16 protein-coding genes are annotated in these 14,341 nt (G+C 62.2%); 6 read left to right on the top strand and 10 right to left on the bottom strand.

Going from position 1 to position 14,341, the window contains the following annotated elements:
• Window positions 1-295: 295 nt before the first annotated feature.
• The gene (locus Q6A48_RS01215; RefSeq protein ID WP_304551311.1) at window positions 296-1,051 is read right to left on the bottom strand and encodes a spermidine synthase; all 756 of its coding nucleotides are present in this window, start codon (window positions 1,049-1,051) and stop codon (window positions 296-298) included.
• 128 nt (window positions 1,052-1,179) lie between these two features.
• Here Q6A48_RS01215 and Q6A48_RS01210 point away from each other — a divergent pair, with 128 nt between their 5' ends.
• A complete protein-coding gene (locus tag Q6A48_RS01210) occupies window positions 1,180-2,526 on the top strand; it encodes a class II 3-deoxy-7-phosphoheptulonate synthase (protein ID WP_304551310.1) in 1,347 nt (448 codons plus the stop codon).
• Between the two features lie 135 nt (window positions 2,527-2,661).
• On the opposite strand, the gene Q6A48_RS01205 is transcribed toward Q6A48_RS01210, so the two are convergent.
• Both Q6A48_RS01205 and Q6A48_RS01200 read right to left on the bottom strand, forming a co-directional pair.
• Complete coding sequence (locus tag Q6A48_RS01205) at window positions 2,662-3,891, bottom strand: winged helix-turn-helix domain-containing protein (RefSeq protein ID WP_304551309.1); 1,230 nt, start codon at window positions 3,889-3,891, stop codon at window positions 2,662-2,664.
• A 64-nt stretch (window positions 3,892-3,955) separates the two neighbouring features.
• A complete protein-coding gene (locus tag Q6A48_RS01200) occupies window positions 3,956-4,174 on the bottom strand; it encodes a DUF1127 domain-containing protein (RefSeq protein ID WP_304551308.1) in 219 nt (72 codons plus the stop codon).
• A gap of 97 nt (window positions 4,175-4,271) precedes the next feature.
• Between Q6A48_RS01200 and Q6A48_RS01195 the strand changes: the two genes are divergently transcribed.
• The gene (locus Q6A48_RS01195; RefSeq protein WP_304551412.1) at window positions 4,272-5,126 is read left to right on the top strand and encodes a LysR substrate-binding domain-containing protein; all 855 of its coding nucleotides are present in this window, start codon (window positions 4,272-4,274) and stop codon (window positions 5,124-5,126) included.
• Here Q6A48_RS01195 and Q6A48_RS01190 read toward each other — a convergent pair.
• Window positions 5,116-5,865, bottom strand: coding sequence for a sulfite exporter TauE/SafE family protein (locus tag Q6A48_RS01190; protein ID WP_304551307.1), 750 nt, complete (start codon window positions 5,863-5,865; stop codon window positions 5,116-5,118). The two genes, Q6A48_RS01195 and Q6A48_RS01190, sit on opposite strands and share 11 nt — an antisense overlap.
• Before the next feature lie 145 nt (window positions 5,866-6,010).
• Between Q6A48_RS01190 and Q6A48_RS01185 the strand changes: the two genes are divergently transcribed.
• Together Q6A48_RS01185 and Q6A48_RS01180 are read left to right on the top strand one after the other, a co-directional pair.
• The gene (locus Q6A48_RS01185) at window positions 6,011-6,472 is read left to right on the top strand and encodes a MarR family winged helix-turn-helix transcriptional regulator (RefSeq protein ID WP_304551306.1); all 462 of its coding nucleotides are present in this window, start codon (window positions 6,011-6,013) and stop codon (window positions 6,470-6,472) included.
• A gap of 421 nt (window positions 6,473-6,893) precedes the next feature.
• Window positions 6,894-7,907, top strand: coding sequence for an alpha/beta hydrolase (locus Q6A48_RS01180; protein ID WP_304551305.1), 1,014 nt, complete (start codon window positions 6,894-6,896; stop codon window positions 7,905-7,907).
• Window positions 7,908-7,996: 89 nt separating this feature from the next.
• On the opposite strand, the gene Q6A48_RS01175 is transcribed toward Q6A48_RS01180, so the two are convergent.
• Both Q6A48_RS01175 and earP read right to left on the bottom strand, forming a co-directional pair.
• On the bottom strand, window positions 7,997-8,566 hold the full coding sequence (locus Q6A48_RS01175; protein WP_003226785.1) for an elongation factor P: 570 nt from the start codon (window positions 8,564-8,566) through the stop codon (window positions 7,997-7,999).
• A 48-nt stretch (window positions 8,567-8,614) separates the two neighbouring features.
• Window positions 8,615-9,748: an elongation factor P maturation arginine rhamnosyltransferase EarP gene (gene earP, locus Q6A48_RS01170; protein ID WP_304551304.1), complete on the bottom strand. Its 1,134-nt coding sequence runs from the start codon at window positions 9,746-9,748 to the stop codon at window positions 8,615-8,617.
• A gap of 121 nt (window positions 9,749-9,869) precedes the next feature.
• On the opposite strand from earP, the gene Q6A48_RS01165 reads away from it, so the two are divergent.
• A complete protein-coding gene (locus tag Q6A48_RS01165; RefSeq protein WP_304551302.1) occupies window positions 9,870-10,256 on the top strand; it encodes a cytochrome b/b6 domain-containing protein in 387 nt (128 codons plus the stop codon).
• 2 nt (window positions 10,257-10,258) lie between these two features.
• Complete coding sequence (locus Q6A48_RS01160) at window positions 10,259-10,741, top strand: GreA/GreB family elongation factor (RefSeq protein WP_304551300.1); 483 nt, start codon at window positions 10,259-10,261, stop codon at window positions 10,739-10,741.
• Here Q6A48_RS01160 and cysB read toward each other — a convergent pair.
• The 4 genes from cysB to Q6A48_RS01140 form a co-directional block, all read right to left on the bottom strand.
• On the bottom strand, window positions 10,738-11,712 hold the full coding sequence (gene cysB / locus Q6A48_RS01155; RefSeq protein WP_003183769.1) for an HTH-type transcriptional regulator CysB: 975 nt from the start codon (window positions 11,710-11,712) through the stop codon (window positions 10,738-10,740). The two genes, Q6A48_RS01160 and cysB, sit on opposite strands and share 4 nt — an antisense overlap.
• Before the next feature lie 110 nt (window positions 11,713-11,822).
• The gene (locus Q6A48_RS01150; RefSeq protein WP_042728320.1) at window positions 11,823-12,323 is read right to left on the bottom strand and encodes a universal stress protein; all 501 of its coding nucleotides are present in this window, start codon (window positions 12,321-12,323) and stop codon (window positions 11,823-11,825) included.
• Window positions 12,324-12,419: 96 nt separating this feature from the next.
• On the bottom strand, window positions 12,420-13,325 hold the full coding sequence (locus Q6A48_RS01145) for a 5'-nucleotidase (RefSeq protein ID WP_304551290.1): 906 nt from the start codon (window positions 13,323-13,325) through the stop codon (window positions 12,420-12,422).
• 17 nt (window positions 13,326-13,342) lie between these two features.
• Complete coding sequence (locus tag Q6A48_RS01140; RefSeq protein WP_304551289.1) at window positions 13,343-14,296, bottom strand: putative 2-dehydropantoate 2-reductase; 954 nt, start codon at window positions 14,294-14,296, stop codon at window positions 13,343-13,345.
• Window positions 14,297-14,341: the final 45 nt, after the last annotated feature.

The raw sequence follows: 14,341 nt of genomic DNA, 5'->3' as shown, positions 1-14,341 counted from the left end.
GAAAACGAATGAATGAAAAAGAACGTCGTGGGTGTGTCCGTTGTGCGGACATGCAACCGGAGCAGGCTCCGAAATTGCGCTACCTTGACGCGGCCCGGCTAAAGGCCGGCGCGCACTATACCGGAATTCGCCTGGAAAGGGAGAATTTTTTGAACTAGCTAAACCGTTTCACCCGAGTATTGTGGCGAGGGGATTTATCCCCGCTCGGCTGCAAAACAGGCGCCCGGCGCTAAGCAACCATGGGCCTGCTTCGCAGTCCAGCGGGGATAAATCCCCTCGCCACGGAATCCACGCCTCAAGTGGCCGGTCGAATCGCCTTGATCAAAGGCAGCAACGAGTAGCCCAGCCGTGGCGCCAGCCCCTCGGCGCGGGCAACCAGGCCGGGCATGTCCAGCGTCTGGTCCAGGTCCGCCGGGACGATCAGGATCACGTTGCCCTCCTTCACCGGCAGCTCCCAGTAATGGCGGTGGTACAGGCCACGCAACAGCGCCGCGCCCAAGGGCTTGCCGTCGTCGGTGGCCCATTGGTTGATCACCAGCCAGCCGCCCGGGTTGAGGCGCTTCTGGCAATTCTCCAGGAACCCCCAGGCCAGGTGCCCGACGCCCGGGCCGACGTCGGTATACAGGTCGACGAAAATCAGGTCCGCCGGCTCGGCGGTTTCCAGCAGTTCGAGGGCATCGCCGACGCGGATGTAAAGGCGCGGGTCGTCATCCAGCCCCAGGTATTCAATCGCCAGCCGTGGCACGTCGGGGCGCAGTTCGATGGCCTCGACGTCCTCCAGCGGCAGGAACTTGAGGCAGGCCTGGGTCAACGTACCGGCCCCCAGCCCGAGGAACAGGGCACTGTCGGGCTGTTCATGGCACAGCGCGCCGATCAGCATGGCCCGGGTGTAATCGTATTCGAGCCAACTGGGGTCGGCCGTGAACACGCAGCTTTGCTCGATGGCATCGCCGAACTCCAGAAACCGGTAGTCGGCGACTTCGAAGACCCGGATCATGCCGAACTCGTCATGCACCTCGGCGAGCAGATGCTCGACGCGTTCCTCTGTCATTTCATCTCCTGATGGTTGCCGGACGGGTTGCGGCAAAGGTGTGATTGTCCGCGAAGCCACGCAAACAGGTCACGCACTAATTTGCTGATAACATGGCCGTCCGAGCGTAAACCACCTTAGAGATCATGATGAGCCAACCCTGGAGCCCTGACAGCTGGCGCGCCCTGCCGATCCAGCAACAACCCCGCTACCCCGACGCCGCGCACCTGTTGCAGGTGGAGCAGACCCTGGCCAGCTATCCACCGCTGGTGTTTGCCGGTGAAGCGCGGGAGTTGCGCCGTCAGTTCGCCGAAGTGACCCAGGGCCGGGCCTTCCTGTTGCAAGGCGGCGACTGTGCCGAGAGTTTTGCCGAGTTCTCGGCGGCGAAGATCCGCGACACCTTCAAGGTCCTGTTGCAGATGGCGATCGTCATGACGTTTGCCGCCGGCTGCCCGGTGGTCAAGGTCGGGCGCATGGCCGGACAGTTCGCCAAGCCGCGCTCGGCCAACGATGAAACCATCGGCGGCATCACCCTGCCGGCGTACCGGGGCGACATCGTCAATGGCATCGGTTTCGATGAAAAAAGCCGCGTGCCGGACCCGGAGCGGCTGTTGCAGTCCTACCATCAGTCCACGGCCACCTTGAACCTGTTGCGCGCCTTCGCCCAGGGCGGTTTCGCCGATCTGCACCAGGTGCACAAGTGGAACCTGGACTTCATCGCCAACTCGGCCCTGGCGGAAAAATACAGCCACCTGGCCGACCGCATCGACGAAACCCTGGCCTTCATGCGCGCCTGCGGCATGGACAGCTCGCCGCAATTGCGCGAGACCAGTTTCTTCACCGCCCACGAGGCGCTGCTGCTCAACTACGAAGAAGCCTTCGTGCGCCGCGACAGCCTGACCAATGACTACTACGACTGCTCGGCGCACATGCTCTGGATCGGCGACCGCACCCGTCAGTTGGACGGTGCCCACGTCGAGTTCCTGCGCGGGGTGAACAACCCCATCGGCGTCAAGGTGGGGCCGAGCATGGACCCGGATGACCTGATCCGCCTGATCGACGTCCTCAACCCGGACAACGACCCCGGTCGCCTGAACCTGATCGCCCGGATGGGCGCCAACAAGGTCGGCGACCACCTGCCGCCGCTGTTGCGGGCCGTGCAGCGCGAAGGCCGGCAGGTGCTGTGGAGCTCCGACCCGATGCACGGCAACACCATCAAGGCCAGCAGCGGCTACAAGACGCGGGACTTCGCGCAGATCCTTGGCGAGGTGAAGCAGTTCTTCCAGGCCCACGAGGCGGAGGGCACCTATGCCGGCGGTATCCACATCGAAATGACCGGACAGAACGTCACCGAATGCATCGGCGGCGCCCGACCGATTACCGAAGATGGGCTCTCGGACCGCTACCACACCCACTGCGACCCGCGGATGAATGCCGACCAGTCGTTGGAACTGGCGTTTCTGATTGCCGAGACGTTGAAGCAGGTTCGGCGGTGAGTCGGTAAGGCATTTATCGCCTGTTGGATTGCTATCGCGAGCAAGCTCGCTCCCACACTGGATTGGCTGTGAACACAAAAACTGTGGTCGCCCCAAATTCCTTGTGGAAGCGAGCTTGCTCGCGATAGCGGTACATCAGTCACCATCAATCCGGGCCAATGCCCCCGCCAACCGAACCCCACCCGCCCGCTGGCAATTGAGCTGCACCTGCGGCAATCCCAACCAGCCCGCCATGCACCGCAGGTTCACCGCCAGGGCCTGCATGCCTTCCTCGTCCAACCCCGGCGCTTCCTCGTGCACGGCATGCACCGCCAGTCGGCCCAGGGCCCGCTCCGCCCGCAGGTCGACCCGTGCCGCGATGCGCTCGTGGTGCAGGAACGGCAGGACGTAGTAGCCATACACTCGCTTGTGCGCCGGGGTGTAGATCTCCAGCCGGTAACGAAAGTCGAACAACCGCTCGGTACGGCTGCGCTCCCAGACCAGCGAATCGAAGGGCGACAGCAAGGCACTGGCCGCCACGCTGCGAGGAATTTTCGTCAACGGCCGGCACCAGGCCGGTTGCTTCCAGCCCTGCACCTGGCAGCGCAACAATTCACCGGCCTCCTCCAGTTCGGCCAGGCGCTGACGAGAGTCCGCCGGGTCGAGCCGAAAGTAGTCCCGCAGGTCCTTCTCCGTGCCAACGCCCAGCGCCTGCGCGGCGTGCACTAGCAATGCCCGCTGGGCCTCGGCCTCGTCCGGCGGCGCCTGTTGCAGGACGTCGGCCGGCAACACCCGTTCCGGTAAGTCGTAGAGTCGCTCGAAACCCCGTCGCCCCGCCACCGTCACTTCGCCCGCGGCGAACAACCATTCCAGGGCATGCTTCTCCTCGCTCCAGTCCCACCAGGGCCCGGCCTTTTCCTGGCGCGTGGACAAACTGCCGGCTCCCAAGGCGCCCTGCTCGCGGACGGACGCCAGCACCCGGCGGATGACGTCCTGGCGCTCCTGCCCGAACCGCGCCAACTGCTGGTAGATCCCCTCGCCACGGGAGGCACGCTCCATGCGCCAGCGCATCAGCGGATGCAGCGACATCGGCAACAACGACGCTTCATGGCCCCAGTATTCGAACAACGTTCGCCGCCGGCCCTGGCTCCAGGCCGCCTGGTCGAGCAAATCGGGGTTGTAGGTTCCAAGACGGGAGAACAGCGGGAGGTAATGCGAGCGCACCAGCGCGTTGACGGAGTCGATCTGCAGCACGCCGAGGCGTTCGATCAAGCGATTGAGGCGCGAGGGTTGCACCGAAGCGGGCGCTGGCCGTCCATCGAATCCTTGGGCGGCCAACGCCAGGCGTCGGGCCTGTTTGAGGGTAAAGGACAGCGTCGCGGGCATGGAGATCTCCTTGTCTGCTCGCAACCTACCTCACCAATAAGGGGTTTGTGTAGGAAAGGATGGCTCATTTGTGCATGGGGTCATCCCAGAATGGCCGGACCACTTCCCGTTCTACGTCGGCACGACTGACGCCGATGTCCTTGAGTGCCTCGTCGCTCATGCCGGCCAGCAGTTCGCGCTCGTGGTGCAATTCGTACCAGCGGCTAAACTTGTGCAACAGCGCGCTGAGCGAGAAGCCATGGGACAGTTTGTCTACCAGTAGATAACCTTTTTGACCTTTCATCGTGATGTCCTCCGTTGGGGATGGCTCAAGTCTCGCCCCAGCGCTAAGATCAATCCAACGAATGTTTCTTATGCAACACATCTCGGAGATTGATCCATTGTCGAGTTACCCGAGCATCGATACGGACGTGCTGCGAACCTTCGTCGCCATCGCCGACCAGGGCGGTTTTACCCGCGCCGGTGAACTGGTCAATCGCACCCAATCCGCCGTCAGCATGCAGATGAAGCGGTTGGAAGAGGACGTGTTGCAGCGGCGGCTGTTCGAGCGGGATGGGCGCCAGGTCAAGCTCACCGCCGAAGGCCAGGTGTTGCTCGGCTATGCCCGGCGGATCCTCAAGCTGCACAGCGAGGTGTTCAACACCCTGCGCGAACCGCACATGGTCGGCACGGTGCGCATCGGCACGCCGGACGATTATGTGATGCGGTTCTTGCCGGGAATCCTGCAGCGCTTCGCCCAGTTCTATCCCCTGATCGAAATCGAGGTGCACTGCGAATCGTCCAAGCAACTGCTGTTGCGCCAGGACCTGGACCTGTCCATCGTCACCCGCAAACCGGGGGACGAAATCGGCCAGCTGCTGCGCAAGGAGCGCTTTGTATGGGCCGAAGCCGCGTGCTTCAACGTGCATGAACAAACGCCGTTGCCCCTGGCGATGTTCAACAGCGATTGCTTCTGCCGGCAATGGGCCTGCAATGCGCTGGATGCCATGGGCCGCGAGTATCGCGTGGCTTACAACAGTTCGAGCTTGTCGGCGCTCATGGCGGTCGTGGGCGCAGGCCTGGCCATCACCGCCCAGCTGGAAAGCCTGCTAACCCCGGACATGCGCGTGCTGGGCGAAGCCGAGGACCTGCCGGAACTGCCCGAGGCCAGCATCATGCTGATCCGCAACCTGAACAATCCGTCGCCGATCACCGAGTGCCTGGCCGAGCACATTGTCGAAGGCTTCAAACTTTAAGGGCGAGCAGCACCGCGCACAGCACCAGGAAACCGCAGAACAGCCCGCGCAGCAGCCGCTCCGGCAAGGCGTGGGCAACCTTCACGCCCCAGCTGATGCTCAGCAGGCCACCGACCGCCAGCGGCAAGCCGATGCCCCAGTCCACCTCGTGGTGAAACGCATACGTGGCGAGGGTCACGCCGGTGCTGGGCAAGGCCAGCGCCAGGGACAGCCCCTGGGCAACGACCTGGGTGGTACCGAACAGGCTGGTCAGGATCGGCGTGGCCACGACGGCCCCGCCGACACCGAACAAGCCCCCCATGGCGCCGGACGCCGCTCCCAATACACCGAGCCATGGCCAGCCATGGCGCATCTGCGCCGACGGCGGCACCGTCGCGGTGAACATGCGGGCAAGGTTATAGAGAGTCAGCGCGACCAGGAACGCCACGAAGCCGATCCGCATGCTCTGGGCGTCGATGCCGACGGCCCAGATCGAGCCGAGCCAGGCGAAGCAGAAGCCCATGGACGCCAACGGCAGGACATGGCGCAATTCGATACGATTGCGCTGGTGATAGCGCCACAACGCGAGCATGACATTGGGCACCACCATGACCAACGCCGTGCCTTGGGCAAGTTGCTGGTCGAGACCGAACCATACGCCCAGTACCGGAATTGCAATCAACCCGCCACCGATGCCGAACAATCCCCCCAAGGTGCCCAAGGCAGCACCGAACAGCAAAAACACCACGAACTCGATCACAGATGATTCCCCTTTCACCAAGGCGCCTATCCTACGCAGTCACCGCCGGCGTGGGAACGCAACATCTGATCAGGTCGTCAGAATTATCTGGCGCATTAAAGATTCGCCCGCTAGATTCACCGTATCTCTGTTTGAAGGTTCTGCCATGACCACCCGACGCGACACCCCCGAAGCTTGCGAAGCCCTGTTACTCGACAATCAGGTCTGCTTCGCCCTGCACTCCACCTCGTTGATGATGACCAAGGTCTACAAGCCGTTGCTCCAGGCACTGGGCCTGACCTACCCGCAGTACCTGGCGATGATGGTGCTGTGGGAAAAAGACGGGCTGACGGTCGGTGAAATCAGCAACCGCCTGCTCACCGATCCCGGTTCCCTCACACCCCTGCTCAAGCGCCTGGAAGGCGAAGGTCTGTTGAGCCGTACCCGCAGCCGCGAAGACGAACGCGTGGTGATCGTCGAACTGACCGAACAAGGCCGCGCGCTCCGCGAAAAAGCCCTCGACATCCCCCAATGCATCCTCGCTGCCAGCGGCCAGACCCTGGAACAATTGCAGAAGCTGCAACTCGACCTCCAGGCATTGCGCAGCCACCTGCAAGGCAGCCTGTAGCCACACTGCTCCCCTGTGGGAGCGAGCCTGCTCGCGAAAAGGCCAGCCCATTCAATACCCCTACCGCTGCTGGCTGGCACGCCGCTTTCGCGAGCAGGCTCGCTCCTACCCTGGATTTCGGGTAGCCGCAAATCCACTGCTCACCCTTCCATCCTTGATCCCAACGGCCGCCAACGCACTCACCTGTGGGAGCGAGCCTGCTCGCGAAGGGGCCAGCACAGCCACCCCCCCCTACCCTTCAGAAAAAATTCCACACACCACAAACGCCTCTAAATCGGCCCTTCCAGCTCGATGAAGTGTCCATTCCAAGAACTTCCCTAAAAATTTAACTTGCGCGCAAAATATTTGCGATATACATTCTCTCCACACCTACTTAGCGCGCAAACATTTAGCGCAAATAACCCACCAAGGAATGACACACATGAACACGCTCAGCAAAGTCTTGACCGGTACCCTGCTCGCCCTCAGCGTCAGCAACGCTTTCGCCGACGGCATCGTGGAACACAACACCCAGGCGTTCCTCGATGCGCTGAACGCCGGTACCGGCAAACCCCTGGAACAACTCTCGCCCAAGGACGCCCGTGCCGTGCTGGTCGGCGCCCAGGCCGGGGTCAAGCTGACCTTGCCCCAGGCCGACGTCAGTGAAAAAACCATCCAGGCCGACGGCCAGTCGATCAGCCTGACCATCGTTCGTCCGGCCGGGGTCAAGGGTGAGTTGCCGGTGTTCATGTTCTTCCACGGCGGCGGCTGGGTATTGGGCGACTTCCCGACCCACGAGCGACTGGTTCGGGACTTGGTAGCGGGCTCGGGCGCCGTCGCGGTGTTCGTCAACTACACGCCTTCCCCCGAGGCGCATTACCCAGTGGCGATCAACCAGGCCTACGCCGCGACAAAATGGGTGGCCGAGCACGGCAAGCAGATCAACGTCGACGGCAAGCGTTTGGCGGTGGTTGGCAACAGCGTGGGTGGCAACATGGCCGCCGTCGTGGCGCTGATGGCCAAGGACAAGGGCACGCCGGCAATTCGCTTCCAGGCCTTGTTGTGGCCGGTGACCGATGCCAGCTTCGAGACCGCGTCCTACAACCAGTTCGCTGAAGGGCATTTCCTCAGCAAGAACATGATGAAATGGTTCTGGGACAACTACACCACCGATGCCGGTCAACGCAGCGAGATCTATGCCTCGCCACTGAAGGCCAGCACCGCCCAGCTCAAGGGCCTGCCGCCAGCGCTGGTCCAGACCGCCGAGGCCGATGTGTTGCGCGATGAAGGTGAAGCCTATGCGCGCAAGCTGGACGCCGCCGGGGTGCCGGTCACGGCCGTGCGCTACAACGGCATGATCCACGACTACGGCCTGCTCAACGTGGTCAGCCAGGTGCCAGCGGTGCGTTCAGCGATGCTGCAGGTGTCGCAGGAGCTCAAGCAACACCTGAAATAAGAAGGGTTGGCTTAACCGGTCCAGGCCGGGTCACCTCCCACAAAAAAGCCCGACTCAATGGTCGGGCTTTTTTGTGCAAAGGCCTTCGCTTATTTAGCGCGGCCTTTGTAGGAACCGCCTTCGCGGGTATCGATCTCGATCATGTCGCCGATTTCGATGAAGTCAGCTACCGACAGCTCGGTACCGTTCTTCAGTTTGGCAGGCTTCATCACCTTACCGGAAGTGTCGCCGCGAGCGGAACCTTCGGTGTAGTCAACCTGACGCACGATGGTGGTCGGCAGCTCTACAGAGACCAGGCGCTCTTCGAAGAACACGGCTTCGCAGACGTCGGTCATGCCTTCTTCAACGAATGGCAGAACGCTTTCGATGTCTTCGGCGTTCAGCTCGTACATGGTGTAGTCAGTGGTGTCCATGAACGTGTAGGTGTCGCCGCTGATGAAGGACAGGGTCGCTTCCTTGCGGTCGAGGATCACGTCGTCCAGTTTGTCGTCCGCACCGTAAACGGTTTCGGTCTTGTAACCGGTCAGCAGGTTCTTCAGCTTGGTCTTCATGATCGCGCTGTTACGACCCGACTTGGTGAATTCAGCTTTCTGAACCAGCCAAGGATCGTTGTCGATACGAATCACGGTACCGGGTTTGAGTTCTTTACCAGTTTTCATTGCGAATATCCGAATTTGGATGGGATTGACAAAAATCTAGGCCGCGTATCATATCCAATTTCCATAAAACTTCACCAGCGCCGCGGCAAGATCGGGCCGCGAAGCCTGTTCCAGACACCACGCCTGGGCATGTTGGGCCAGTTCCTGCTGGTGTTCACGGGTCGATTTCCAGTGTTCGGCCATGTCCTGGCCGGCATTCCAGGCCCGCCACAAACCGCTGATCGCCTGTTCCGCCGGCGCCGAGAGCCCCTCGCTGTATAGCCGGAGGAAGGCTTCGAGCTTCTCCAGGTGCACGTCCTCTTCCTGCTGGTAGATGTGCCAGAGCATGGGCCGGCCGGCCCATTGGGCGCGAACGAAGGAGTCTTCGCCGCGCACGGCATTGAAATCGCAGCACCACAGCAGCAGGTCATACTGGTCCTGTCGGACGAACGGCAGCACTTGCACGGTCAGGGCACCCCGCCGATGCACCGCCCCCACCGTCAGCCCCTCGATACCCAGCCAACGCTCGACGTCGCCCAATACCCGCCCTTCGGGCACCAGCACATGGAAAGCCTCGCAGCCGGTCGCCATGGCTTCGAACCAACTGGCGAGCCCGGCGTTTTCATAGGCAAACAGCGAGATCAACGAAGCGCCTGGCACGCGATCGACACCCAACCCTTGCAGGAAAACCGCCTGCGCCTCGGCATCCTGCTGAAATTTGCGACGACGTTCCAGGAGCCCGGCTTCACGCAACAGCCCTCCCGTGCCCTCACGAAAGCCGGGGAAAAAGAAGTATTTCTGCACCTGCTTGTACTTGACCGAGGGCAAGCCATGACACCCCGTGACCCAATCCTCGGCGCTCAGGTAATCCAGGTTCATCCACAGCGGCGCACGCGGGCGCTCGGCCATTGCGTCCATATAGGCACTGGGCAGTTGGCAGGCAAACGCGGCAATCACCACATCCGCCGCATCCGTGGGCCGCCACTGTGAAGGCCAATGACGCACCTCGACGCCTTGCTGCCATTGCGCGGCCAGCGTGACGTCGATCTCCGGGCACAACCGTTCGAACGCCCGCAGGTCATCGACCCATAGCCGAACCGCGCATCGATGCTCGGCCACCAATTGCCGAGCCAGGCGCCAGGTGACGCCAATGTCGCCAAAGTTATCGACGACGGTGCAAAAAATATCCCAGCGCACGGTCATTCCCGATTCCCTGTGGCAAAGGCCCGATTGTCCCGAATAAACCAGGCATGCAGAAGAGCCGACGGCGATTAATCTTCATGCGACAATCACCCCCTGTCCATGCCCCTGCCAGGAAGCAGCCATGCCCGATTACCCGCCAGCCCCTCGTCTTTCAGCCTTGAAGTTGACCGTCAGCATCGCCCTCGGCCTGTGGCTGGGGTTCCTTGCCATCGTCCTGACGGGTTGGCTCATGTCGCGATTCCTCTTCGGTGAAGCATTGGCGCCGGTCGCCGCCGCCGTGCATCAACTGGCGCAACCACCGGCGATGCAACCGGCCCCGGAACCGGCCACGCCAATGTTCGAGCAGTACCAGCAGAACCTGCAGCGCAACGAACAGCGGCAAGCCCTGGACCAGGCCCGCAGCAACCCGCGCAACCTGTCCAACCCCAAGTGCCAGTTCTGGTTGCAACAGGACCAGAACGCGCCCAGCGAAAAAAGCCGCGCCAACGTGCTGCAATTCTGCGAATGACCATGAACAAACAGACCGTCCACCAATTGATCCTGGACAAGCTCAGGGTCGATCTCGACATCGCCGAACGCGCGGCCCGGACCGCCTATGAAACCGCGACCCATGAAGAAAACATCGCCGAGAACAAATACGACACCCTTGGCCTCGAAGCGTCCTACCTCGCCGCCGGCCAGGCCAGGCGCGTGGAAGAAATCCGCCAGGCCCTCGCCCTCTGCCAGAACCTGGTGCCCAGGTCCTACAGCGAACAGCGCGGCATCGAGGTCGGCAGCTTGATCGGCCTGGAAGATGACGACGGCCGCCAGCAATGGCTGTTCCTGGCACCGGACGCGGCGGGGTTGAAGGTCTTTCTGGTGGGACAGCCGATCACGGTCATCACCCCTCGCTCGCCCTTGGGCCGGGGCCTGCTGGGCAAGTTCGAAGGGGATGAAGTGGAGATAATCGTGGCGGGCGCCCGGCAACGATTCGCAGTCACCGAAGCGATTTAGTGCACGGGCAGTTCGACGCCGTCGAACAGCTCTTCGAGTTCCTGCTTGTTGTGGCACTGGATGGCCTTGGCCATGACTTCACGGGTCAGGTGGGGGGCGAACTTCTCGATGAAATCGCACATGAACCCCCGCAGGAACGTGCCCCGGCGGAAGCCGATCTTGGTCACGCTGGATTCGAACAACTCGCTGGCATCCAGCACCACCAGGTCATTGTCGAGCTTGGTGTCGACCGCCATCTTGGCCACGATGCCCACGCCCAGGCCGAGGCGCACGTACGTCTTGATCACGTCGGCGTCGGCGGCGGTGAACACCACCTTGGGGGTCAGGCCGCGATGACTGAAGGCTTCGTCGAGCTTCGAACGGCCGGTGAAACCGAACACGTAGGTCACGATCGGGTATTCGGCCAGGGCTTCGAGGGTCAGCTTCGGCAGCTTGGTCAGCGGGTGACCCTGGGGCACGACCACGCAACGGTTCCAGCGATAGCACGGCATCATCACCAGGTCCCCGAACAGCTCCAGGGCCTCGGTGGCAATGGCGAAATCCACCGTGCCGTCGGCGGCCATCTCGGCGATCTGCATCGGCGAACCCTGGTGCATGTGCAGCGCCACGTCCGGGTATTGCTTGATGAAATTGCTGATCACCGGCGGCAGGGCATAGCGGGCCTGGGTGTGGGTGGTGGCGATCGACAAGGTGCCCTTCTTCTCGTTGGAGAATTCCTGGGCGATCTGCTTGATGCTTTCGACCTTGCGCAAGATCTCGCCAGCCGTGGTGATGATGCGTTCACCGGCCGGGGTCACGCGGGTCAGGTGCTTGCCGCTGCGGGCGAAGACTTCCACGCCCAGTTCGTCTTCCAACAGGCGGATCTGCTTGCTGATGCCGGGTTGTGACGTGTAGAGGCTCTGGGCAGTAGCGGAAACGTTGAGGTCGTGGTGCGCCACTTCCCAGATGTAGCGCAGTTGTTGAAGCTTCATATGTATCCCTCAAAGCAGTTGGACGCCACGGGCATCAGCGACGGTATATAACTATATGAAAGGTTATGACAATAAATCTAGAACTTTTTATTAAAGGCCATCATTTAGCCTCAAGCCTCGCCCTGGCGACGACGCTGCACCAGGGGCACGAGGTAGACCGGTACCCGGGATAACTGCAATACCCGGGCAGCGGTCCTGCCCAGGGGGCTTTCACCGTTGGCCCCCTGGCAATGACTGCCAACGATCAGCAGATCGACCGAAAGCTTCGCCGCCTGCTCGAGAATGACCTGGGAAGGATCACCCTGGAAAACCCTGACCGACTTGATCAGTTGCAAGTCCTGCTGCCCTTCACCCAACTCCTCGCGAAAACTGTCGAGTACCCGTTGCTCGATGTTGGCCATCACCGTATTCAGACCCTGGCGATGGAATTCGTTCAGCGCCTGCTCGTCGAGATAGCTTTGCAACACCGATTCGGCGAACAGCCCCATCGGTTCCACCGCATGCACCACATACAACTCGGCTTTAAACGTCCGTGCCAACGCCAAGGCATGCTGCATCACATAAGGGGCGTAGAGCCCCAGGTCTGTGGCGTACAGCATCGAACGAATCATGTGACCTCCTCGCGTGCCAGAATGGCGGAGATGGATTGAGCTTAGCAGCGCCTTCGCCAGCACGACGTGCGGCTTGGCGCGCGGAACAACCGGTCGTCAGGGCTTCACCTCGTTGCTGATACCGTGGGGGACGTGCCCCGTGGCGACCACCTCGCGGGCGAGTTCACAGTGGCCGGTCTGGTCGTCGAAAAACACGTCGGCGGCGAAGGCTTCGAGGAATGCCGACTTGGTCAGGCCGCCGAGGAACAGCGATTCGTCCAGGCGGATATCCCATTCGCGCAAGGTGCGGATGACCCGCTCGTGGGCCGGCGCCGAACGGGCCGTCACCAGCGCCGTGCGGATGGGGCAGGCGTCCTCGGGAAACTCGCGCTGCAACACATTGAGCGCCGCCAGGAAGCCCTTGAACGGCCCGCCTCGCAACGGCTCGCGGGCCGCCTGGCGCTCGCTGGCCTGGAACGCTTCGAGGCCACCGGCCTGATAGATGCGCTCCGACTCATCGGAAAACAGCACCGCGTCGCCGTCGAACGCGATGCGCAATTCCTCGCTGGCGGCGCGGCTGGCACCGCCCGAAAGAATGGTCGCCGCGGCGAACCCGGCGTCCAGGGCGCTGCGCACATCTTCAGCGTGAGTGGACAAGAACAGGTCGCAGCCGAAGGCCTTGAGGTACGGATAAGGACTGCGGCCACCGACGAACGCGGCACGTGAGATCGCCAGGCCATAGTGATGAATCGAGTTGAAGACCCGAAGGCCGGTGTCGGCACTGTTGCGCGAGACCAGCACCACCTCGACCCGCGCGCGCCCCAGGTGTGCATTGAGGCTCAGCAGTTTCTGCACGAGGGCGAAGGCGTCCCCCGGCGCCAGGACTTCGTCCTCATGTTCGATCTGGTATTGCCGGTAGGCCTCGACCCCACTCGACAGGTACACCTTGTGGCTTTCGCTCAGGTCGAACAGCGCCCGCGAGGAAATCGCCAGCACCAACCGGTCGTCAATGTTGTTTGCCATCTCGCCTCCCCCTTATCTCAGCGGTTATGCCGGTCCAGGAACGCCAATGCCTGGTACAAGGCTTCGATTCTTGGCAACTCGCACCCCACCGCCTTCGCCGCCGCCAACGGCCGGGCATAGATCACGTCCAGTTCCAGTGCGCGTTTATGAAGGTGGTCATGGTGCATGCTCGGCCAATAGTCGGGCATCTTCTCGGTCATCATGAACAGATACTCGGCGTAGCCCGGCGCGATGTGATGACCGCAGGCCTCGGCCCCCTGCACCACCTCCCCCATCAGCGCCTGGATCAATTCGCGACTGGCGGGATCGGCCATCAGCGGTGTGGTGCTGGCCCCCAACAACACGGAGAGGCCGTTATAAGGCACGTTCCACACCAGCTTCTGCCAGCGAGCCTGTTGCAGGTCCGCCATGGCCTGGGCATCGATCCCGGCCTGGCGGAACAGCGTCGCGGCCTCCTCGACAATCTCCATGCGCTCGGCCTGATCGCCGCAAGGGCCACTGTGATAGCCGATATTGACCGCGCCAAGGGCTTGGTGGGTAATGACGCCGGGGCCGGCCCGATGCACGCAGATCAGGCAAAGCCCACCCAACAAGTGCAACGAATCGGGCAGCAATGGACGCAGGGCTTCTTCGACATCCAGGCCGTTCTGCAACAACAGGACTTTCGCACCGTCAGCGGCCGCCTGGCGGATGACCGGGGCCAGTTCGGCATTGCTGGTGGTCTTGGCACCGACCAGTAACCAGTCGCAGGGCGGCATGTCGGCCGCCGAGCGATAGGCCTGGACCGGATTGAGGGCCAGCGCGCCATGCACCGCACTGTCGACCTGCAATCCGCGTTCGGCCACCGCGGCAAATTCGCTGCGCAACAGGAAATGCACGTCAAGACCGGCACGCGCCAGCATCACGCCATAGAACCCGCCAATGGCCCCGGTGCCGATTATCCCGATCCGCGGTTTGACAACTGCCTGCATCTTTGCGACTCCTCTGGTAAACGGCCCTGCACATCATTGCACAGG

Source organism: Pseudomonas citrullilanati (assembly GCF_030580855.1).
GTDB lineage: Bacteria > Pseudomonadota > Gammaproteobacteria > Pseudomonadales > Pseudomonadaceae > Aquipseudomonas > Aquipseudomonas citrulli.
This window is presented reverse-complemented; position numbering and strand designations above follow the sequence as displayed.

Coding starts and splice junctions, on each gene's coding strand:
- Q6A48_RS01215 (WP_304551311.1), bottom strand. CDS start 1,051: ATGACAGAGGAACGCGTCGAGCATCTGCTCGCCGAGGTGCATGACGAG.
- Q6A48_RS01210 (WP_304551310.1), top strand. CDS start 1,180: ATGAGCCAACCCTGGAGCCCTGACAGCTGGCGCGCCCTGCCGATCCAG.
- Q6A48_RS01205 (WP_304551309.1), bottom strand. CDS start 3,891: ATGCCCGCGACGCTGTCCTTTACCCTCAAACAGGCCCGACGCCTGGCG.
- Q6A48_RS01200 (WP_304551308.1), bottom strand. CDS start 4,174: ATGAAAGGTCAAAAAGGTTATCTACTGGTAGACAAACTGTCCCATGGC.
- Q6A48_RS01185 (WP_304551306.1), top strand. CDS start 6,011: ATGACCACCCGACGCGACACCCCCGAAGCTTGCGAAGCCCTGTTACTC.
- Q6A48_RS01180 (WP_304551305.1), top strand. CDS start 6,894: ATGAACACGCTCAGCAAAGTCTTGACCGGTACCCTGCTCGCCCTCAGC.
- Q6A48_RS01175 (WP_003226785.1), bottom strand. CDS start 8,566: ATGAAAACTGGTAAAGAACTCAAACCCGGTACCGTGATTCGTATCGAC.
- earP (WP_304551304.1), bottom strand. CDS start 9,748: ATGACCGTGCGCTGGGATATTTTTTGCACCGTCGTCGATAACTTTGGC.
- Q6A48_RS01165 (WP_304551302.1), top strand. CDS start 9,870: ATGCCCGATTACCCGCCAGCCCCTCGTCTTTCAGCCTTGAAGTTGACC.
- Q6A48_RS01160 (WP_304551300.1), top strand. CDS start 10,259: ATGAACAAACAGACCGTCCACCAATTGATCCTGGACAAGCTCAGGGTC.
- cysB (WP_003183769.1), bottom strand. CDS start 11,712: ATGAAGCTTCAACAACTGCGCTACATCTGGGAAGTGGCGCACCACGAC.
- Q6A48_RS01150 (WP_042728320.1), bottom strand. CDS start 12,323: ATGATTCGTTCGATGCTGTACGCCACAGACCTGGGGCTCTACGCCCCT.
- Q6A48_RS01145 (WP_304551290.1), bottom strand. CDS start 13,325: ATGGCAAACAACATTGACGACCGGTTGGTGCTGGCGATTTCCTCGCGG.
- Q6A48_RS01140 (WP_304551289.1), bottom strand. CDS start 14,296: ATGCAGGCAGTTGTCAAACCGCGGATCGGGATAATCGGCACCGGGGCC.